This window comes from Amycolatopsis sp. lyj-109, assembly GCF_046548995.1.
Taxonomy (GTDB): domain Bacteria; phylum Actinomycetota; class Actinomycetes; order Mycobacteriales; family Pseudonocardiaceae; genus Amycolatopsis.
Genome location: NZ_JAJPWR010000008.1, coordinates 303,032 through 322,476, shown reverse-complemented (window position 1 = coordinate 322,476; position 19,445 = coordinate 303,032). Strand labels below are relative to the sequence as shown.

The 19,445-nt window shown below is 70.8% G+C and carries 20 protein-coding genes; 8 read left to right on the top strand and 12 right to left on the bottom strand.

What is annotated here, in order from left to right; all coding sequences use genetic code 11:
- Positions 1 to 23: 23 nt before the first annotated feature.
- From ACLJQF_RS20570 to ACLJQF_RS20530, 9 genes are all read right to left on the bottom strand, one after another.
- Positions 24 to 281, bottom strand: a complete 258-nt coding sequence (locus ACLJQF_RS20570; protein ID WP_410610765.1) for an AraC family transcriptional regulator — start codon at positions 279 to 281, stop codon at positions 24 to 26.
- The gene (locus tag ACLJQF_RS20565; protein WP_410610901.1) at positions 272 to 1,630 is read right to left on the bottom strand and encodes an MFS transporter; all 1,359 of its coding nucleotides are present in this window, start codon (positions 1,628 to 1,630) and stop codon (positions 272 to 274) included. Before ACLJQF_RS20565 ends, ACLJQF_RS20570 begins: the two co-directional genes overlap by 10 nt.
- Positions 1,631 to 1,695: 65 nt before the next feature.
- A complete protein-coding gene (locus ACLJQF_RS20560) occupies positions 1,696 to 2,106 on the bottom strand; it encodes a VOC family protein (protein WP_410610763.1) in 411 nt (136 codons plus the stop codon).
- A gap of 10 nt (positions 2,107 to 2,116) precedes the next feature.
- Positions 2,117 to 2,557: a helix-turn-helix transcriptional regulator gene (locus ACLJQF_RS20555; RefSeq protein ID WP_410610762.1), complete on the bottom strand. Its 441-nt coding sequence runs from the start codon at positions 2,555 to 2,557 to the stop codon at positions 2,117 to 2,119.
- 609 nt (positions 2,558 to 3,166) lie between these two features.
- The gene (locus tag ACLJQF_RS20550; protein ID WP_410610761.1) at positions 3,167 to 4,612 is read right to left on the bottom strand and encodes an NAD(P)/FAD-dependent oxidoreductase; all 1,446 of its coding nucleotides are present in this window, start codon (positions 4,610 to 4,612) and stop codon (positions 3,167 to 3,169) included.
- The gene (locus ACLJQF_RS20545) at positions 4,605 to 4,835 is read right to left on the bottom strand and encodes a ferredoxin (protein WP_410610760.1); all 231 of its coding nucleotides are present in this window, start codon (positions 4,833 to 4,835) and stop codon (positions 4,605 to 4,607) included. The genes ACLJQF_RS20550 and ACLJQF_RS20545 overlap by 8 nt, the downstream gene beginning before the upstream one ends.
- A gap of 1 nt (position 4,836) precedes the next feature.
- Positions 4,837 to 5,454, bottom strand: a complete 618-nt coding sequence (locus ACLJQF_RS20540; protein WP_410610759.1) for a ferric reductase-like transmembrane domain-containing protein — start codon at positions 5,452 to 5,454, stop codon at positions 4,837 to 4,839.
- Positions 5,447 to 6,241 carry a DUF4142 domain-containing protein gene (locus ACLJQF_RS20535; RefSeq protein WP_410610758.1) on the bottom strand — a complete coding sequence of 265 codons (795 nt, stop codon included), beginning with the start codon at positions 6,239 to 6,241 and terminating at the stop codon, positions 5,447 to 5,449. The genes ACLJQF_RS20540 and ACLJQF_RS20535 overlap by 8 nt, the downstream gene beginning before the upstream one ends.
- Entirely contained in the window at positions 6,225 to 6,821 is a 597-nt protein-coding gene (locus ACLJQF_RS20530) for a hypothetical protein (RefSeq protein ID WP_410610757.1), read from the bottom strand. The genes ACLJQF_RS20535 and ACLJQF_RS20530 overlap by 17 nt, the downstream gene beginning before the upstream one ends.
- 242 nt (positions 6,822 to 7,063) lie before the next feature.
- Here ACLJQF_RS20530 and ACLJQF_RS20525 point away from each other — a divergent pair, with 242 nt between their 5' ends.
- From ACLJQF_RS20525 to ACLJQF_RS20510, 4 genes are all read left to right on the top strand, one after another.
- On the top strand, positions 7,064 to 7,624 hold the full coding sequence (locus ACLJQF_RS20525; protein WP_176176041.1) for a sigma-70 family RNA polymerase sigma factor: 561 nt from the start codon (positions 7,064 to 7,066) through the stop codon (positions 7,622 to 7,624).
- 7 nt (positions 7,625 to 7,631) lie between these two features.
- Positions 7,632 to 8,417: a zf-HC2 domain-containing protein gene (locus ACLJQF_RS20520; RefSeq protein WP_410610756.1), complete on the top strand. Its 786-nt coding sequence runs from the start codon at positions 7,632 to 7,634 to the stop codon at positions 8,415 to 8,417.
- Between the two features lie 275 nt (positions 8,418 to 8,692).
- On the top strand, positions 8,693 to 10,126 hold the full coding sequence (locus ACLJQF_RS20515) for a DUF1996 domain-containing protein (protein WP_410610755.1): 1,434 nt from the start codon (positions 8,693 to 8,695) through the stop codon (positions 10,124 to 10,126).
- Between the two features lie 40 nt (positions 10,127 to 10,166).
- The gene (locus ACLJQF_RS20510; RefSeq protein ID WP_410610753.1) at positions 10,167 to 11,093 is read left to right on the top strand and encodes an SCO0930 family lipoprotein; all 927 of its coding nucleotides are present in this window, start codon (positions 10,167 to 10,169) and stop codon (positions 11,091 to 11,093) included.
- Between the two features lie 735 nt (positions 11,094 to 11,828).
- Here ACLJQF_RS20510 and ACLJQF_RS20505 read toward each other — a convergent pair.
- Complete coding sequence (locus tag ACLJQF_RS20505; protein WP_410610751.1) at positions 11,829 to 12,893, bottom strand: Lrp/AsnC family transcriptional regulator; 1,065 nt, start codon at positions 12,891 to 12,893, stop codon at positions 11,829 to 11,831.
- 68 nt (positions 12,894 to 12,961) lie between these two features.
- On the opposite strand from ACLJQF_RS20505, the gene ACLJQF_RS20500 reads away from it, so the two are divergent.
- A complete protein-coding gene (locus ACLJQF_RS20500; RefSeq protein WP_410610750.1) occupies positions 12,962 to 14,152 on the top strand; it encodes a M20 metallopeptidase family protein in 1,191 nt (396 codons plus the stop codon).
- 135 nt (positions 14,153 to 14,287) lie between these two features.
- Positions 14,288 to 15,490: an amidohydrolase family protein gene (locus tag ACLJQF_RS20495; RefSeq protein WP_410610749.1), complete on the top strand. Its 1,203-nt coding sequence runs from the start codon at positions 14,288 to 14,290 to the stop codon at positions 15,488 to 15,490.
- 36 nt (positions 15,491 to 15,526) lie between these two features.
- On the opposite strand, the gene ACLJQF_RS20490 is transcribed toward ACLJQF_RS20495, so the two are convergent.
- Positions 15,527 to 16,333 (bottom strand): alpha/beta fold hydrolase, encoded by an 807-nt coding sequence (locus tag ACLJQF_RS20490; RefSeq protein ID WP_410610748.1) that lies wholly within the window; start codon positions 16,331 to 16,333, stop codon positions 15,527 to 15,529.
- Between the two features lie 43 nt (positions 16,334 to 16,376).
- On the opposite strand from ACLJQF_RS20490, the gene ACLJQF_RS20485 reads away from it, so the two are divergent.
- A complete protein-coding gene (locus ACLJQF_RS20485; protein WP_410610747.1) occupies positions 16,377 to 16,763 on the top strand; it encodes a RidA family protein in 387 nt (128 codons plus the stop codon).
- On the opposite strand, the gene ACLJQF_RS20480 is transcribed toward ACLJQF_RS20485, so the two are convergent.
- Positions 16,760 to 17,917, bottom strand: coding sequence for a steroid 3-ketoacyl-CoA thiolase (locus ACLJQF_RS20480; RefSeq protein WP_410610745.1), 1,158 nt, complete (start codon positions 17,915 to 17,917; stop codon positions 16,760 to 16,762). The two genes, ACLJQF_RS20485 and ACLJQF_RS20480, sit on opposite strands and share 4 nt — an antisense overlap.
- 232 nt (positions 17,918 to 18,149) lie before the next feature.
- On the opposite strand from ACLJQF_RS20480, the gene ACLJQF_RS20475 reads away from it, so the two are divergent.
- The gene (locus tag ACLJQF_RS20475) at positions 18,150 to 19,376 is read left to right on the top strand and encodes a cytochrome P450 (protein ID WP_410610743.1); all 1,227 of its coding nucleotides are present in this window, start codon (positions 18,150 to 18,152) and stop codon (positions 19,374 to 19,376) included.
- Positions 19,377 to 19,445 lie beyond the last annotated feature (69 nt).

The window sequence follows — 19,445 nt, the reverse complement described above, 5'->3', positions numbered from 1 at the left end:
GGTGAATGGGCGGCGCACGGGAATCACGCTACTGCCGGCCGCGCGGCCCGGGCTTCTCGATTCCTGACGGCCTCGGCGGCCCGCCGGTAATCGTGCGGGGAAAGGCCGTAAGCCTCCCGGAATCGGCGGACGAACTGCGCGACGGGCATATCCACGCTGTGCGCCAGCGTTTCGACGTCGAACGGCCGCGCGCATTCGCGGTCGATGCGGTCGCGGACGCGGCGCAGCAGGATCAATTCGCCGAAGTGCTTTCGCGCGGCGACGGCGAGGCTCAGGCACATGTCGGTTCCCTTTCCGGTGTGCGGCCGAGCACCGCCCGGTCGCTTTTCGGGGGTTCCGGGTGGCGGAGCCCCCGGCCCGGGCGGAGCCCCGGATGACACAGGTCGCTTTTCGGGGGTTCCGGGTGGCGGAGCCCCCGGCCCGGGCGGAGCCCCGGATGACACAGGTCGCTTTTCGGGGGTTCCGGGTGGCGGAGCCCCCGGCCCGGGGCGGAGCCCCGGATGACACAGGCCGCGATCGGGAGCAGCAGGAGGGTCAGCACCCCGGACAGCGCCAGCCCGCCGGTGCTGCCGGTCAATTCGATCAGGGGCCCGCCCAGGGCCAGCCCCAGCGGGGCGGCCACGGTCGCGCCGGTCGTCCAGAGCGTGACGACCTGCTGCTGTTCCCCGGGAGCGAGCCCGGACTGCAGGAAGCTGTACGCGACCGGCGTGAACGGCGCGTACACCAGGCCGCCGAGGCCGAAGACGAGCAGGGCCACGGTCAGGTCGCCGGTGACGGCGAGCGCGATCGGGCACAGCGCCCACAGGCCGATGATGGCGACGAGCAGTGGCTGCTGCGGCAGGTTCCGCAGCCGGCTGACGAGCGCGGAACCGAGGAACGCACCGACCCCGAGCGCACCCCACAGCAGCCCCAGACCGGACGCGTCGGCGTGCAGCGACCCGCCCACGTACAGCGGGAGCGCCACTTCGACCGGCATGTACAGGAAGTTGAAGAAGAACTCGACCACCAGCAGCCGCGCGGCGACCGGACGGCGGCGCAGGATCCGCCAGCCCGACTCGTGGGTGCCGCCGTCGCGCAGGGCGTCACGGCTCTCGGTTCCGCGGGGAACACAGGCGAGCGTGGCGGCCAGCAGGATCAGCGCTCCGACCGCGTCGACGAAGAGCGCGAAGCCCGCGCCGGCGGTCGCCACGACGACCCCGCCCAGCACCGGCCCGGCGATGTAGAGCGCGAACGTCGTGTTCAGGCCCAGCAGGCCGTTGACCGAGAACCGCCCGGCCTCGCCCGCGGCCGACGTCGCCAGCAGGCGGCGGCTGCTCGACCCGGCCAGCCGGAACGTCGCGCCGAAGAGGAGCCCGGCGACCAGCACCGGCAGGGTGAGCCGGCCGGTGACGGCCAGGACGCCGAGGACGGCGAAGGTCAGCGAGCGCAGCACGCAGTCGGCGACGAGCAGCGTGCGCGGCGGCACCCGCACCCGGCCGAGGCCGATGGCCAGGGCCAGCACGGTGGACAGGACGAACGGCGCGGCTTCCACGAGCCCGATGGCGATCGCCTTCGGGACGCCGCCGTGGAGGGAGAGCGTCTGGACGGGCATGGCGACCAGCAGCATGCCGGTGCCGACTCCGGCCAGCAGGTCCCCCAGCAGGAGCCCGGCGATCCGCCGGTCGCGCAGGACTTGGCGGTAGCCGTGCGTCGTGGTCAGCGCAGCTCCTGGATGCGCAGGAGGTTGCCGGCCGGGTCGCGGAACGAGCAGTCGCGGATGCCGTAGGGCTGCTCGACCGGCTCCTGGACGACTTCGGCGTTGCCCGCCTCGAGCTTGGCGAAGAGGGCGTCGAGGTCCTCGGTGGCCAGGTTGACCGAGGCGTAGGTGCCCTTGGCCATCATCTCGGCGATCATGCGGCGCTCGTCGTCGGTCAGGCCCGGCGTCGCGGACACCGGGGACAGCACGATCGCGGTGTCCGGCTGGTTCGGCGGTCCGACGGTGATCCACTGCAGGTCGCCGTACTTGACGTTCTGGCGGACCTCGAAGCCGAGGAGGTCGCGGTAGAAGGCGAGCGAAGCTTCCGGATCGGTGTGGGGGAGGAAGCTCGAGTGAATGGTGACGTCCATGGTGGTCACCCTAGGTGGCCGTCGAGGGCCGCGCTTCTCGATTCCTGATCGGTCTGGTGACCTGCTTGGCGACGCACGGCGGCATCCCGACAGTGGCCTCGGCCTGCTGTTCGCGGTAGACGCTCGGAGGCATCCCGACCAGCTCGGCGAACCGGGTGCTGAAGGTGCCGAGCGACGAGAAACCGACGGTGAAGCAGACCTCGGTGACGCTCAGCTCGCCGGTCCGCAGCAGGGCCATCGCCCGTTCGATCCGCCGCGTCATCAGGTACGAATACGGTGACTCTCCGTACGCCCGCCGGAACTGCCGGCTGAGGTGCCCGGCCGACATGTTCACGCCACGGGCCAGCGCCTCGACGTCGAGCGGCTGGGCGTACTCCCGGTCGATCCGGTCGCGGACGCGGCGCAGCAGCGCGAGGTCGCGCAGGTACTGCGCCGAGGAGGTGCTGGTCACCCCTGGATCCTGCCACAGGGGACGAGGTGAGGCGGAGGCCTTCGTGTCGACTCTCCAGACACGCGTGTCGACCCTTCAGGCACGCGTGTCGACCGTTCGCGCACGGCATCCCGCGTGCTCGAAGCCGGATCTCGCGTGATTGAAGGGGCATCACCCGTGATTGGGGAGACGACACGCGTGATTGGGGAGACGACACGCGTGATTGGGGAGACGACACGAGGCTGGGATTGTCCACAAGCGACAGTGGAGCCGTCCCGGGGGTTCCCGTGCCCCCGGGACGGCCGTGCACCGGTGCTACAAGACCGTGGCGCCCCTTCCGGCGGCATACCCGTCCACCGGAACGATCTCCACGACCCGTGCGCCGAGGCGGAGTGACCCGCCGCGGCGCTCGACCCCGGGCCCCGCCCGGTGTGCCGGAAGAAGGTCACCCCGGGGGCGTCGGGTTCCCTCGGGATGACCTTCTCCTGGCCCGCCGGACGCTCGCATCACCACGAACGCGAGGCGGGCAGGGGGACGTTTTGGGCCGGCCACCACACCACCCAGCCGCGGAGGGGGTGTGGTGGCCGACAAGGGACGGAGGCCGCCGCGCGCAGCCCCGCCCCGGCTTCTCTACCTCCCCATCGGGATGGCCATGGTCGGCAGCGCCGCCGCGGGCAGCGACTGCGCCTGAATTGCCGTCGTGGGCGGGGACTGGGCCGACAGCGACTGGGCGGGGAACGCCGTCGTCGGGATGTCGTTGGCGAACTCGCTCTCGAACTCGCGCTCGAAGGCCTGCGCGTCGAACCCGCTTTCGAACTCCGGCGGCACCTCGGCCGCCAGGCCGGCGAGCGACGGCTCGACCACCGGGACCTCCGCGGCGGGCGCGGGTTCCGGCTCGGGCACGTAGTCCGGGGCGGGCAGCCGCCGGTTGAGCTCGGCCATCCAGTCGAGCATCGCCCGCGGCTTGTCCCAGCAGGAGATGCCGACGAGCTGCCCGTCGCGGACGAAGCCGGTGATGCCGTCGGCCAGGGACACGGTGTCCTCGGCCAGCGACGGCATCCCGCACATCTGCAGGCGCGTGTCGTACAGCGTCGACCAGGCGCGGGGGAGCGGGGTGAACGGGATGGCGCTGGAGTGGCCCATCAGCAGGTTGTCCGCCGCGTGCCGGGCCGATTCGACGGCGTTGATCCAGTGCTCGACCCGCCGCGGGGTCTCGTCGAAGCGCAGGTTCGGCCAGCGCGCGATGTCGCCCGCGATGACGACGTCGGAGGCGCCTTCGGCGAACAGCTTGGAGTCGCAGAGGACGCCGTCGCTGATGTCGAGGCCGGAGCCGCGCATCCAGTCCACCGACGGGACGCTGCCGATGGCGAGCACGACGACGGCGGCGACCAGCAGCTGGTTGTTCGTCAGGTGCAGCCCGACGGTGTCCTTCGTGCTGATCCAGTGCCGGACTTCGCTCCGCATCGCCAGGTTCGCGCGGTGCTCGTGGTGTGCCTCGACGATGCCGCTGGAGACGCGGTCGCCGAAGCGGTGCAGCGGCGCCTTCGCGTGCCCGATCAGGGTGACGTCCCGGCCGATGTGCCGCATGCTCGCGGCGAACTCGTTGCCGATCAGGCCGGCGCCGATCACGACGGCCGGCTTCTTGCTGGCGTTGAGGCAGCGCCGCACCGCCATCGAGTCCTCGACCGTGCGCAGGATCCGCACCCGCGGGTCATGCCGCGGGGCCCCGGGCAGGTGCCGCGGGTAGACGCCGGTCGCGGCGATCAGGCCGTCGTACCAGAGGGACTCGCCGCCGGGCAGGTGCACGACCCGCTCGGTGGTGTCGAGGTGCGTGACCCGCGCACCGAGCCGCCAGTGGACGTCGAGGTCCGGCAAGTAGTGCGAAAGGCCCACGTCGCTGGGCCGTTCGGTCCCCATCACCAGCGCCTTGGAGACCATCGGCCGGTGGTAGGGCCGCCGGGCCTCGTCGCCGATGAGCACGATTTCGCCGTCGAACTTCTGTTCCCGCAGGCGTTCCGCGGCGCGCAGCCCGGCGACGCCCGCACCGACGATGACGATCCGGTCGCCGTCAGCCATCGAGGTCCCCTCTCATCACGACCGCCTGCATCGGGCAGCAGCGGGCGGCCTGCTTCGCCTGTTCCAAGGTGTCTTCGTCCAGCAGCCGCTTGATGAAGCGCAAGCGGCCGTCCTGGCCGAGGTCGAACACGTCCGGCGCCTCCATGGCGCAGATGCCGTAGAGCTCGCACCGGTCGTTGTCGACGCTGATCCGGGGCCCGCCACCGGGCAAACGGAGCGGCATGTCAAGCCACCTGCTCTTCCACGAGTCCGATGCGTTCCAGGGTGCGAGCCGGCATGAACCGCAGCATCGACACCGTCACGGCCGGGACGAGCAGCGTGATGCCGCCCAGCCAGGTGACCGAGAGGTGTCCGTTCGCGATGGCGCCGAACCAGGAGTGGATCGCGATGAGCGCCACCGCCGGGTACGCGCAGCGGTGCAGCCACAGCCAGCGCCGGTAGGAGGTGAAGCGCTGCAGGCCCGCGGTGAGGAAGATGGCGAACATGACCTCGAAGCCGACGATGCCGGCAATGTGGCGCCCCTCCTGCCCGGAGCCGAACGGGATGAACATGTAGCCGAAGCTGTACGGCTGAACCGTCAGGTACGTGAAGCCCAGTGCGTGGATGAGGCCGAAGATGATCGTCGCGGTGGCCAGCACCATGTGCGTGCTGCGCAGGCCCTTCCGGCCGGTGACCGAGCGGATCCAGCCGGTCGCGGTGAGCACGCCCCAGGTGAGCGTCAGCATCGTCGCCGCGTAGGACGTCCGGGCGGCGAAGGCCGCGAGGTTGCGGGCCGCGGGGTCGGTCTTCGGCTGGAACTGCTGGGTGAGGAAGATCGTCGCGTCGTGCCAGGTCTCAACCACGGGTACCCCCGGCTCTCGCGGTGGCCGGCCGAGCCGCCGCCCGGCCACGGCTGCGGTTGCTCTTCACCTGGCGCAGCACGTAGAAGAAGCCGCCACCGAGCAGCAGGAACAACGCTGCCACCACGGCGATCTGGGACGGGTCGAGGCCGAGCTGGATCCCGGTGGGCGCCGCGGTCGTGGAGACGGACGGGGCGGGCAGCGCGGTGTAGTCGACCATCCCGGTGCTCTCGAGCATCGTCATGTGCCGCATCACCGCCTGGTTGCCGACCGTCGCGAAGGCCCGCACGTCGTCGTTGCGGGTACCGGCCCGCAGCTGCGCCAGGACGTTGAACACCGCGCCGTGCGCCGCCCGCAGGCGGTTGGCGAAGACGCGGTCGAACTCCGGGCCGGGGGAGGCGGCCATCTCTTCGGCGAGCCAGCCGCGCTGTTCCTCCGACGGCTGGTCGGGGACCGGCGAGTTCAGCTTCTGCGAGAGGGCACGGGTCGCCACGTCGAGGCGGCCGTGGTCCATCATGATCGCGAAGCCGACCTTCTGGACGATCGGGCTGCCCTTCTCCATCGCCATCATGCCCGACGGCATCTCCCACAGACCGGCCTGGCGGACCTTGGTCAGCAGCACGGCGTCGGTGTCGGAAATCGCGGTGGTCTGGGCGAGGGAGGCCGAGCCCGGCGCGAGCAGCGCCAGCACCAGGGCCACGACGAACAGGATCCGGACCAGCGGCCGGGAACGCTCGAGGACGGACAGGGGCTCGAAGTCGAACCCGGCGAGCTCAGACGCCGAACGCATTTTGCCTCCACTCGTCCTGGGTGAGCGTGATCTTCTTGCCGTCCGGCGCGATCGGGTACCACGCCTGGTCGAGGCCCTGGCCGGAGGTGTCGGCCGGTTCCTGGTCGCCGGTGAAGTGGTAGAGCGGCCAGCCGGCGAGGGTCTGCTGCGTGCTGCCGTCGTCGCGGGTGATCTGCCCGATCAGCGACTGGTCGACGTCGATCGGGCCCAGGTTGCCGGGCTTGACCGGGATCCACTTGGCCGCGCACGCGTCCGTGCAGTTCGACCGCGAGGGCCGGGGGGTGTCCCGGTCATACCGGTAGATCGTGTACCCGGTCCCGTCGACGAGCAGGAGTCCGAGGTCGAACGTCTTGGCGGCCCGGAGCTGGCTCTTCGCCGGGTTGTTCGGGTCGGCGGTGATGCCCTGCGGCATCGGCAGGACAACCTGTCCTTGCTGCATGCCGGGCATCTGCATCCCGGCGCCGCCGGCAGCGTAACCGCCACCCGAGGTGGTGGCGGCGCCGGCGGTACAAGCGGTGAGCAGGGCGAGTGCGGTGAGGCACACGGCGGCGGGGACCACCGGGCGGGGAATGCGGATCACTGCTCCTCCGTGGGGCATGACTACGCGCTGTTGCCGGTAGTGCAACGGAAAAGGGCGCGAAAGATCCACAGTGGACTTTCGGTCCGGAGTGGATGCGGAGCGTTGCGGGGGACAACGCACTGGTCGGGGGTCTTCGGTAGGGGATACGGACACGGTCCGGAAACGGTTCAAAAAAGTTTTGCCCCCAGTTTGCAGGCCGGAAGTACTGGACGTAGCCCGTCCGGCCCACCAGGATGTCCCGCGTGGGACGGCACACCCGAGCGCTGAGATCCGTCGGTGATCAGGAAGCCGTCGTCGAGCCCGACGGCGGCCATGACGATCTGGCGAAGGCGCTTTACCAGGAGTTCGGCGGGTCCCTCATGGCGTTCGCTCTGCGGCTGACCGGCCACGACCGGCAGTGGGCCGAGGACGTCGTGCAGGAGACCCTGATCAAGGCGTGGCGGAACGCGGACAAGCTCGACCGCCAGCCTGAGATGCTGCGTGCCTGGTTGTTCACGGTGGCCCGGCGTATCGTCATCGACGGCTGGCGCAGCCGCAGTGCCCGGCCCCAGGAGATCGAGGAGATCGAATCCGACGCGATCGCGGTGTCCGACGAATCGGACCGGACGCTCGCCGCGATGATCGTTTACGAGGCGCTGCAGGGCCTTTCGCCCGAGCAGCGGGAGGCCATCCAGCAGACCTACCTGCGCGATCGGACCGTGAACGAGGTCGCGGCGACCCTCGGCGTGCCCCCGGGCACCGTGAAGTCCCGCATCCACCATGCCGTCCGCGCGCTGCGCCGGGCCTTGCGCGAGCGGGGGTGAACTGAGCGTGGCCGGATCCTCACACACCGACGTTGCCGCCTACGTGCTCGGCGTCCTCAGCGAAGCCGAGAACACCCAGTTCGAAGCCCACCTGATGAACTGCCCGCACTGCCAGCTCGACCTGATCGAGCTCTACCAGCTGCCGGACGTCCTCGACCTGGTGAAGCGCAGCTGGCCGGAGCCCCCGATGCCCGCGCCCGGCCCGCGCACCCTCTCGCCCGGCCCCCGGGTGCTGCGCGGCCTCATGGAAGAGGCCGCCGTCAAACGCCGCCGCCGTCGCCGGATCGGCATCCTCGCCGGGGCCGCGGCCGCGGCGGCCGTGATCGCCGGCCCGCTGGTGACCCTCGCGGTCCGGCCGGCCGACGCCGTCCCGCCCGCTTCGCTCGCCGCCACCGGCAACAAGCAGCCGCCGGCGACGAGCGTCCCGGCGACGTCCACCGCACCGCCCGCGGGCGCCCAGGGGCAGCCCGGCGGCGGCCAGACCTACGGCCGCGGCAGCGGCGGGTCCGCCGTCAGCGCCCTGGTCACCGTTTCGCCGGTGGAGTGGGGCAGCCGCGTCGAGCTCGAGCTGCGCGGGATCGTCGGGCCGGTGAAGTGCCAGCTGGTCGCCGTCCCGGCGACCGGTGCCGAGCGCGTCGTCGCCAGCTGGTCGGTGCCGCCCAAGGGATTCGGTATCCCGGGCTCGCCCGAACCGTTGCGACTGCAGGGTTCGGTCTCCCTGGCGATGGACCAGATCGGCCGGTTCGAGGTGCGCGGCGAGGACGGCACGGTCCTCGTCGTCGTTCAGCGCTGAATCTCTTTCTTTCGACAAAACGCTGTGACCTGGGTCAATGCTGCCCGGTTGCGTTCTCGTAGATAACGAACAGATAACGGACCGGTCGCTTTTGAACCTCGGGGCGCTCATGTCCGTATCCCCCAATGCATCCCCCGATGCATCCCGACAGCCGGAACCGCAAGCATCCCCCGACCGGGTTCCGTGCGATCTCAAGCTCAATCAACGGTAGTTCTTGCCCGGGCTGCCGCGCCGTTCGGTGCGCGCCCGGAATAACGAACGAGGTGAACTAGTCTATGGCCCGGAATTCTCGGCCCCCCGTGACGGGCAAGCACCGTGTTGCCCGCCGAACCAAGATCGCCATGGGTGCGATCGGCCTGGCGATCGCCGTCGGCGCACTCGCCGTCGCGGTCACGACGGGCCGCACGGGCGAAGCCAGCGCGGACCCCGCGGACCCGTCGTTCTTCATCGACATCACCAAGGTCGCGGCCGGCACCAACGTGAACGCGGCTTTGAAGCAGAAGGGTGCCAAGGGTTCCTTCACCGTCGACTGTGGAACGAACGCGGACGGCTCGCACCACAACCCGGACAACTTCATCGCCCAGCCCGGGATCAAGAACGGTGCCCAGCACCTGCACGACTACGTCGGCAACGTGACGACCGACGCCGATTCCAGCCTCAAGAGCCTGCTCGCCGGCGACACCACCTGTAAGAACGGTGACCAGTCGGCGTACTTCTGGCCGGTGATCCGCGTCGACCGCGAAGACGCGGCGGCCGACAAGAGCAAGAACCAGAAGGCCCAGCAGCAGCAGAAGGGCAAGACCGGCGACGTCCAGCAGGACAAGAGCGCGCAGGACGCCAAAGACGCGCAGGCCCAGAACCAGCGCGAGCGCAAGCGCCAGGGCGGTGGCCAGGCCGGGCTGAGCGCCCAGCAGCAGGGCGACCAGAACGACGGTCAGCAGAACCAGAACCAGAACCAGAAGAACCAGCAGCAGCAGAAGCAGCAGCAGAACAACCAGCAGAACAACCAGCAGGACCAGAACAAGAACCAGCAGAACCAGAACGGCCAGAACAAGAACCAGCAGCAGAACCAGAATCAGCAGAACCAGGACCAGGCCCAGCAGGACCAGAACAAGGACCAGGCTCAGGCGGAAGAGCTCGGCGGCCCGCAGGGCGCGAACGAAGAGGTCGGCGACAACGACGGCGAGATCATCGAGCCGGAGTCCGCGACCCTGAAGTTCATCGGCGGCGGCGCGCAGAACGTCGTCGCGATGCCGCTCGGCCTGAAGATCCTCTACGGTGACGCCAAGCAGAGCACCAACGGCCCGAAGAACGCCCGGCCCAGCTGGACCTGCACCGGGTTCGAGGACCGGCTGACCGACAAGTACCCGATCTGCCCGCAGGGCAGCAAGGTGGAGCGGATCCACGCGTTCCCGAACTGCTGGGACGGCAAGAACACCGACAGCGCGGACCACCGCAGCCACATCGTGTTCTCCGACCAGCAGGGCAAGTGCCCCCAGGGCTTCAAGAACGTGCCCCAGCTGCAGGTGACCCTGGTGTACGACGTCCCGCAGGACGTCCAGCAGAACAAGCAGTACAAAGTGGACGCCTTCGCCCAGGAAGAGCACAACCCGAAGTCCGACCACGACGACTTCGCGAACGTGATGAGCAAGCAGATCATGGGCCGCCTGGTCAACTGCATCAACTCCGGCAAGGCCTGCGCCGAATAACGTCACCCGGTCACTTCGAAAGCGGGAAGGAGAATTTCCGATGAACCGTGCTCGCCCGGCTGTTGCCGCACCGATCGCCGTCGCCGGACTCGCGCTGGTCGCGGCCTGCGGGACCAACCCGTACGCCACGTCCGGAGCCGTCCAGCCGGTGGTGCTCGGGGCACAGCAGCAGCCGGTGAGCGCGGTCCCGGCCGGCGCCGCGGCCCAGCTGATCTCGTCCACTGTGGATGGTCTGGGCACGGTACTGGCCGACGCCGAAGGGCACACGCTCTACCGGTTCGCGAAAGACGCGGCCACCCCGTCGAAGGCGACCTGCGCCGGTCCCTGCGCGACGACGTGGCCACCCCTGGTGTCCGACGCCCCGGCGGTGGCCGCCGGCGTCGACAGCAGGCTGGTCGGCCAGGTCGCCCGGCCCGACGGCCGCAAGCAGGTGACGATCGACGGCTGGCCGGTCTACCGGTACGCGAAGGACACCGGGCCGGGCGTCGCGCTCGGCCGGGAGGTCAGCGCGGACTGGGCGGCGATCACGCCGGCGGGGGAGAAGGCGGGCACCGAGCCGCCCACCCTCGGCACCACGCGGATCGACGGCCTCGGGCCCGTCCTCACGGACGCGGACGGCCGCACGCTCTACCTCTTCACCCCGGACCGCAAGGGTTCCGGAAAGTCCACTTGCGACGGATCCTGCGCGCAGAAGTGGCCACCGGTACCGGCGGACGGCCGCATCACGGTCGCCGACGGCATCGACCCCGGCCTGGTCGGCCGCATCCGCCGAGCGGACGGCACGGCCCAGGTGACGGTCGGCGGCTGGCCGGCGTACACCTACGCCGCGGACGGCGAGCCCGGAGTGGCCGGCGGCCACGGCGCGGGCGGCACGTGGTACGCCCTGGAGCCCAACGGCTGCAAGGCCGACCCGGCCGTCAGGCCGCCGGTCCGGCAGGCCATCGCGCAATCCCCCAGCGGGTACTGACCCGCTCCCCGATCCCCGGCCCGGCGGACACTTCCCTCCACCTCACCCCCCCCGTCCGCCGGGCCGGTTGCACCACCCCGAAAACCGCGGGACTCCCTCCCGCACCGAGAACCCCGGTCCGGTGGACGCTTCCCTCCACCTCACCCCCCCAGTCCACCGGGCCGGTTTGCTTCACCCCGAGAAAACCGCGGGACTCCCTCCCGCACCCACCGTGGAACTTCGGTTCCGCTCCCCGAGCCCCGGTCCGGTGGACGCTTCCCTCCACCTCACCCCCCTGTCCGCCGGGCCGGGATACCTCACCACCGATCCGGCCAGCCGGATCAGCGAAGGAGGAGAAAGCGGGAGTCACTCCCGCCCGCGAGTTCCGGCCCGGTGGACGCTTCCCTCCACCTCACCCCCCCGTCCACCGCGCCGGAACCCTTCCCCACCCACCCGACCCCCAATCACGCGTGATGCCTCTCCAATCACGCGAGATGCCTCTGCAATCACGCGAGATGCCCCCTCAAGCACGCGAAAATCACTCCCAGCACACGAGATCCGTCCTCGATCACGCGAGATCCGTGGCTGATCACGCGACTTCCGCCCCCAGTCACGCGACTTCCGTCTCCGACCACGCGAACCCCGCCCGAAATCCCCGGCCGGTGGCCGCCCCTCGGTCACCGGTCCGGTCCGGGCCACTTCGCGGCTTCCCATGAACTCCGGTCCCGGGGAATGCTTCCCTCCACCTCACCCCCCTCATTCCCCGGACCGGTGAACGCTGCGGTCCCCGTGCTCCGGCACGGGGACCGCGGCCCAGAAGTCCAGTGGCACCCGGCCCGTCCCGCGGCCCGCGAAGTCGAGCAACCGGCCCATCAGCTTGACACTCCGCAGCGTCACCGCCCGGTCGACAACCTCCAGCCACGGCAGCTTCGCCGCCAGCCGAGCCTCCACCGCGAGCACGTCGTGCGACGAAGGCAGCCACAGCACCAGCATCAGGTTCGCCGCCCCGGTCAGCGCCGCGCACATCCGGACCTCCGGCACCATCGCCAGCGACCGGGCCGTCGTCTCCAGCTTGTCCGGCGGGACCCGCAGCCACAGCGTCACCGTGACCGGCGCGGGCGACACCGACCGCGCGATCTCGCAGCGGACCCGGATCGCGCCGCGGCCGAGCAGCCCGTCCAGGCGACGGCGCACGGTGGTCGCCCCGACGCCGAGCGAGCCCGCCAGCGTCGCCGCCGAGGCCCGGGCGTCCGCGCCCAACGCCAGGATCAGCGCCCGGTCGGCCGCGTCGAACCGCAGTGGCGCGCGCTGGCGAGCCGGCTTCGCGGCCAACGCCTCCCGCTGACCCGGCGAGATCGCCCGCACCCGCCAGCGGCTGCCCTCGGTGAAGATCCGCGGGGACAACGTCGTCCGCAGCCGCGTCACGCCGGGCACCGCCGCCACCCGGCCCGCCACGTGCGCCCCCAGTTCCCGCACCGACGGCGCGACGACGTGGGCGAGCAGATCACCCGGCCCCGCCACGTACTCGACGGTCGCCACGTGCACGTCCGCCGCCAGCGCGGCAGCGACGGAAAACGCCGCTCCGGGCTCGCAGTCGATGGTGACGAAGGCCAGCACCAGTTGCTCGATCAGTTCCCCGCCGGCGTACGCGGTGAGCCAGGCGTCGCCGCGCTCCACCAGTGCGTCCCAGCGGCGGGCGACGGTCACCGCGCTCAGGCCGAGCGCGTCCCCGAGCGTCGACCACGACGCCCGCGGCGCCGCCTGGAGCGCGTCGGCCAGTTTGAGGTCCTGCTCGGCCAGCATGGCGGTTTCTTCGCTCATCAGCCCTCAAAACGGTGGTTTTGTCGATTTTCCGCGTCCATTGTGCTCGACTCTCGCATGATCGGCACATGACCCTGCGCTCGGACGCCGCCGCCCTGCTCGACGACCTGGTCGCCCTGCGCCGCGACCTGCACCGCATCCCCGAGATCGGCCTCCACCTGCCGCGCACCCAGGAACGGGTCCTCGCCGCCCTCGACGGCCTGCCGCTCGAAATCACCCTCGGCAAGAACCTGTCGTCGATCACCGCCGTCCTCCGCGGCGCCCGGCCCGGCGGCACCGTCCTCCTGCGCGGCGACATGGACGCGCTCCCGGTCACCGAGGCCAGCGGGGAGGAGTTCACCTCGACCCTCGACGGCGCCATGCACGCCTGCGGCCACGACCTCCACACGGCCGGCCTGGTCGGCGCGGCCCGCCTGCTCGCCGCCCGCACAGACCTCCCCGGCGACGTCGTGTTCATGTTCCAGCCCGGCGAAGAGGGCTGGGACGGCGCCGGCCACATGATCGACGAAGGCGTGCTGACCGCGTCGGGCAAGCAGGTCGACGCCGCGTACGGCCTGCACGTCTCGGCCGCCAGCTACGCCAAGGGCCACTTCGTCACCCGGCCCGGCACGCTGATGGCGGCGTCCGGCGCCCTCGAGGTCCGCGTGCTGGGCGACGGCGGCCACGGCTCGTCCCCGCACGACGCCCGCGACCCGATCCCGGCGGCCTGCGAGATGGTGACCGCCCTGCAGACGATGGTCACGCGCACCTTCGACGTCTTCGACCCGGTCGTGATCACCGTCGGCTCGTTCCACGCCGGCACCCGGCGCAACATCATCCCGGACGATGCGGTCTTCGAGGCGACGCTCCGGTCGTTCTCGCCGGAAGTCGCGGCCCGGGTCGGCGAGCGCGCGGTGCGGGTCTGCCGCGGCATCGCCCAGGCGCACGGCCTCGACATCGAAGTCACCTACGAACCCGAGTACCCCGCGACGGTCAACGACGCCGGCGCCTACGACTTCGTGGCCGGCACGATCCGCGACGTCTTCGGTGAGGAGCGCTTCACCGAGATGGCGGATCCGATCACCGGTTCGGAGGACTTCTCCCGTGTCCTCGAACGGGTTCCCGGCGCGTACCTCTTCCTCGGCGCGTGTCCCACGGACCCGGCGACCGCCCCGGACAACCACTCGCCGCGCGCCCGGTTCGACGACAGCGTGCTCGGCGACGGCGCCGCGCTGCTGGCCGAACTCGCCGTCCGCCGGCTCGGGCTCCTGGCGGGGTGACGCTCGTGCGGGGGTGCGTTCCGGTGCCGGCGGGTACTCTTGCCCCCGTGCTCGGCATCCTCCGGCCGGATCCGCCGGCGAGCTCGTGGTCATCCGACTGACCTTTGTGGACACTCATTCTCTCGTGGAGGCGGCGTGACGCGCACGGTGTTCACCGGCGGCTCGGTCTTCGACGGCACCGGCGCGGACCCGGCGCCCGCCGACGTCGTCGTCGAGCACGGCCGGATCGTCGACGTCGGAACGGACCTCGACGGCGACGAGGGCGTCGACTGCACCGGCACGGTGCTGCTGCCCGGGCTGTTCGACTGCCACGTGCACGTGACGATCTCGGACATCGGGCTGCTGGCGCGGGTGCAGAAGCCGTTCTCCTACCAGTTCTACGAAGCCGCGCGGAACCTGTGGGCGACGCTCGGGCTGGGCATCACGACGGTCCGCGACGCGGCGGGCGCGGACCTCGGCATCAAGCAGGCGGTGGACGACGGCCTGATCCCGGGCCCGCGGCTGCAGATCTCCATCGGCCTGATCAGCCCGACCGGCGGCCACGGCGACGCGTGGAACCCGTCGGGGCTGTGCGTCCCGCTGATGGTCCCGCACCCGGGCCGGCCGGACACCACGGTCGACGGCCCCGACGAGATGCGCCGGGTGGCCAGGAAGCTGCTGCGCGCGGGCGCCGACGTGCTCAAGGTGTGCACGACCGGCGGCGTGCTGTCCCCGCGCGACGACCCGCGGCACGCCCAGTTCACGCCGGAGGAACTGGACGTCCTGGTGACGGAGGCGGCGATGCAGGGCCGCCCGGTGATGGCGCACGCCCAGGGTGCGGCGGGCATCAAGAACGCGATCCGCGCGGGCGCCCGCTCGATCGAGCACGGGATCTACCTGGACGACGAAGCGATCGAGCTGATGCTCGGCCACGGAACCTGGCTGGTCCCGACGCTGATCGCCCCGGTCAACGTGGTCCGCGCGGCCGACGCGGGCGTCGACCTCCCGGCGGCGGTGGTGGCGAAGGCGCGCGAAGTGGTGGAGGCGCACCGCGACTCGGTCCGCCGCGCGTACGCGGCCGGGGTCCGGATCGCGATGGGTACGGACAGCGGAGTGGGCCCACACGGGACGAACCTCGAGGAACTGGCCCTGATGGCGGCGTGCGGAATGACGCCGGGGGACGTCCTGGAGGCAACGACGTCCTCGGCGGCGCGGTTGCTGGGCCTGGACGGCGAGCTGGGCCGGCTGGCGCCGGGCCTGCGGGCGGACGTCGTGGTGGTGGCCGGGGATCCGTACGACTTCCCGGCGCTGGCGTCGAACATCCGGGAGGTCTGGAAGGACGGCATCCGGGTGGTCTGACGCCGTGTCGTCCGTCCAGGCACGCGTGTCGTCCGTCTAAGTACGCGTGTCGTCCGGAGTCAGCAGGTCCTTCAACGCCGCGGCGAACTTCGCCGGGTTCCGCTGCGGCGCCAGGTGTGCTCCCGGCATCTCGGTGAACGGCAACCCCAGCTCCAGAGCCAGGATCTTCGCCGGCTGGTAGTGGTACCGCCCCCGGCTGCCCTCGCCGGCCACCGGGAAGATCTCCGTGCCCGCCTTCCGCAGCGCCCGCAGATCCGGCAGGTAGTCGAAGAACTCCGTCAGCTCGCGGTCGAACAGCCGGATCCAGTCGGCTTCGTGGGGGAGGCGGAGGTTCGGCAGGTTCGGCAGCGCCGCGCCCGCGATCGCGTCCGCGAACCGCGTCACCGCGGCCATCAGCTCGCCGGACCGGGCCAGCCGGACCTGTTCCGCCGCCGCTTCGAGCCAGCCGCCCGCGTCCGGCATCAGGTGGACCGCCGGGGGTTCGTGCGCGATCAGCGTCGTCACGCGGTCCGGGTGGCGGGCGACGAGGTCGAGGCCGATCAGGGCGCCCGCGCTCGAGCCGAACACCTGCGCCGGGCCGCCGGCCGCGTGGTCCAGTACCGCCAGTGCGTCGTCCGCCTGCAGGGAAACCGGGACCGGGCCGGTCGTCGTGTCCGTGCTGCCGAAGTGGCCGCGGCGGTCGTAGGTGATCACGGTGTAGTCCGCGTACAGCTGCTTCGCCAGCGCGCGGTACGCGTCGCCCGATCCGGTGCCGCCCGCGATCAGCAGCAGCGCCGGGCCCTCGCCGCCGCGGCGGACGAGGAGCTCACCGTCCTCCACCGGGCAACGGCTTTCCGAGATCATGCATCGAAGTGAAGCACAAGGGCCGCAAGCTAATGTGCGCGGTATGACGGAACGGCGAGCGATCCTGAGCGGGTCCACCTTCGAGGAACGGATCGGTTATGCCCGCGCTGTGGTGCGCGGCGATCGCGTGTACGTCTCGGGCACGACCGGCTTCGACTACGCGACGATGACCATCTCCGACGACGTCGTCGAGCAGGCGGCCCAGTGCCTGCGCACCATCGAGGCGGCGCTGGCGGAGGCGGGCTGCACGTTCGCGGACGTGGTCCGCGTCCGCTACCTGCTGCCCGCGCGCGAGGACTTCGAGCCGTGTTGGCCGGTGCTGCGCAAGGCGTTCGCGGACGTCCGCCCGGCCGCGACGATGCTGGAATGCGGCCTGGCGGACCCGCGGATGAAGATCGAGATCGAGGTGGACGCCCACCTGCCGGGTTAGAGCCGTTCGATGATCGACGCGGTGGCCAGCGCGCCGCCTGCACACATCGTCACCAGCGCCGTCGAGGCGTCCCGGCGCTCCAGCTCGTGCAACGCCGTGGTCAGCAACCGCGCTCCCGTGCTGCCCACCGGGTGGCCGAGGGCGATCGCACCGCCGTTGACGTTGACCCGGGCCGGATCCGGCGAAACCACCTGCTGCCAGGACAATGCGACCGAAGCGAACGCCTCGTTGACCTCGAACAGGTCCACGTCACCCACGGTCATCCCGGCCCGGGACAGCACGCGTTCCGTCGCGCGGATCGGGCCGTCCAGGTGGTAGTACGGCTCGGCGCCGACCAGTGCCTGCGCCACGATCCGCGCCCGCGGACGCAGCCCCAGCGCCGTTGCGCGGTCGGCGTCCAGCAGGAGCAGGGCCGCCGCGCCGTCGGAGATCTGGGACGACGTGCCCGCCGTGTGGATGCCGTCCTCGACCACCGGCTTGAGCCGGGCGAGGCCTTCGACGGTGGTCTCGCGCAGGCCCTGGTCGCGGGTGACCAGGTGCGTTTCCCCTGTCGGATCGCCGGAAGCGGAGAGGACCGGCGCCTTCACCGGCACCACCTCGCGGTCGAAGTGGCCCGCCGCCCAGGCGGCCGCCGCCTTCTGCTGGGACGCCGCGCCGAACGCGTCGACGTCGTCCCGCGTCAGCCCGCGGCGGACCGCGATCCGCTCGGCCGCGCCGTACTGGTTAGGCAGGTCGATCGACCACGACGACGGCCGCGGGGACGCGCCGGCGCGGTTCGTGCCCAGCGGCACCCGGCTCATCGCCTCGACGCCGCACGAAACGCCGGCTTCGATGGCGCCCGCCGCGATCAGGCCGGCGATCAGGTGGGTGGCCTGCTGCGCCGAGCCGCACTGGGCGTCGATCGTCGTCGCGCCCGCCGTTTCGGGGAGACCCGCGTGCAGCCACGCCGTGCGCGTGACGTTGTTCGACTGCTCGCCGGCCTGCGTGACGCAGCCGCCGATGAGCTGTTCGACGAGGGCCGGGTCGATCCCGGCGCGGTCCAGCAGGGCGAGCTGCGCGGCGCCCAGCAGCTCGGCCGCGTGCAGGCCGGCCAGCAGCCCGTTCCGCTTGCCGATCGGGGTCCGCACGGCTTCGACGATGACCGGCACGCCCATGCTCGTCCCTTTCGTCGGGAAACACTGTTCACTACCGCAAAAACTAGAACAAGTTATCGTTTTGTGCAAGTCTGCGCAGGCTTAACCCCTTCTTGATCTTCGCGCGGTGAGCGCACGCTCACCTGGCATCATCGGTTAAGTAAACGGGTTTCACTTACGGTCTTCCGCTGGTTAACGCCGTATGCTTCAATCCAACCTAGAACGTGTTCCAAGCCGAACCGTGGGAGGCAACGTGGCCGCTCCGCTCATCCCCGCCGGGTTCGACTTCACCGATCCCGATCTCTTGGCAGAGCGACTTCCCGTCGCCGAGTTCGCCGAACTTCGGCGGACTGCCCCGGTGTGGTGGAACCCCCAGAAGCACAACACCGCGGGCTTCCGCGACGACGGGTACTGGGTCGTCTCGCGGCACGCGGACGTCAAGGAGGTCTCCCGCGACAGCACGCTGTACTCGTCGCGGGAAAAGACCGCCATCATCCGCTTCGACGAGAACATGACCGAGGACAACCTCGAAGCGAACCGCCTGGTCCTGCTCAACATGGACGCCCCGCAGCACACCAAGCTGCGGCGGATCGTGTCGAAGGGCTTCACCCCGCGCTCGATCTCCAAGCTCGAGGACACCCTCCGCGACCGCGCGGAGCGGATCGTCACCGAGGCCCGCAAGAAGGGGACCGGCGACTTCGTCACCGACGTCGCGTGCGAGCTGCCGCTGCAGGCGATCGCCGAGCTGATCGGCATCCCCCAGGAGGACCGGCTCAAGATCTTCGACTGGTCCAACCAGATGGTCGCCTACGACGACCCCGAGTACGAGGTCGAGCCTCTCGAGGCGTCCACGCAGCTCATCGGCTACGCGTGGAACATGGCCGAGGACCGCCGCAAGTGCCCGATGGACGACATCGTCACGAAGCTGATCCAGGCCGACGTCGACGGCGAAGAACTCGGCTCCGACGAGTTCGGTTTCTTCGTCATCCTGCTCGCCGTCGCCGGCAACGAGACCACGCGCAACTCCATCACCCACGGCATGAAAGCGCTCCTGGACCACCCGGACCAGTGGGAGACCTTCAAGGACCTGCGGCCGAAGACCGCGCCCGACGAGATCGTCCGCTGGGCCACCCCGGTGATCGCCTTCCAGCGCACCGCCACCCGTGACACCGAGCTCGGCGGCGCGCACATCCGCAAGGGCGACCGCGTCGGCATGTTCTACAGCTCCGCCAACTTCGACCACGAGGTCTTCCAGGACCCGGAGAAGTTCGACGTGCTCCGCGAGGACAACCCGCACGTCGGCTTCGGCGGCACCGGGTCGCACTACTGCATCGGGGCGAACCTGGCCCGGCTGCAGATCGACCTGATCTTCAACGCCATCGCCGACGTGATGCCGAACATCACCGAGGCGGCGCCGCCGGTGCGGCTGCGGTCGAGCTGGCTGAACGGCATCAAGCACTACCCGGTGAACTACGGCTGAGGAACCCGGCAACGCGTTCCCAGGTGCGTTCGGCCGCAGCGAGGCACCCCGCCTCGCTGCGGCCTCGCG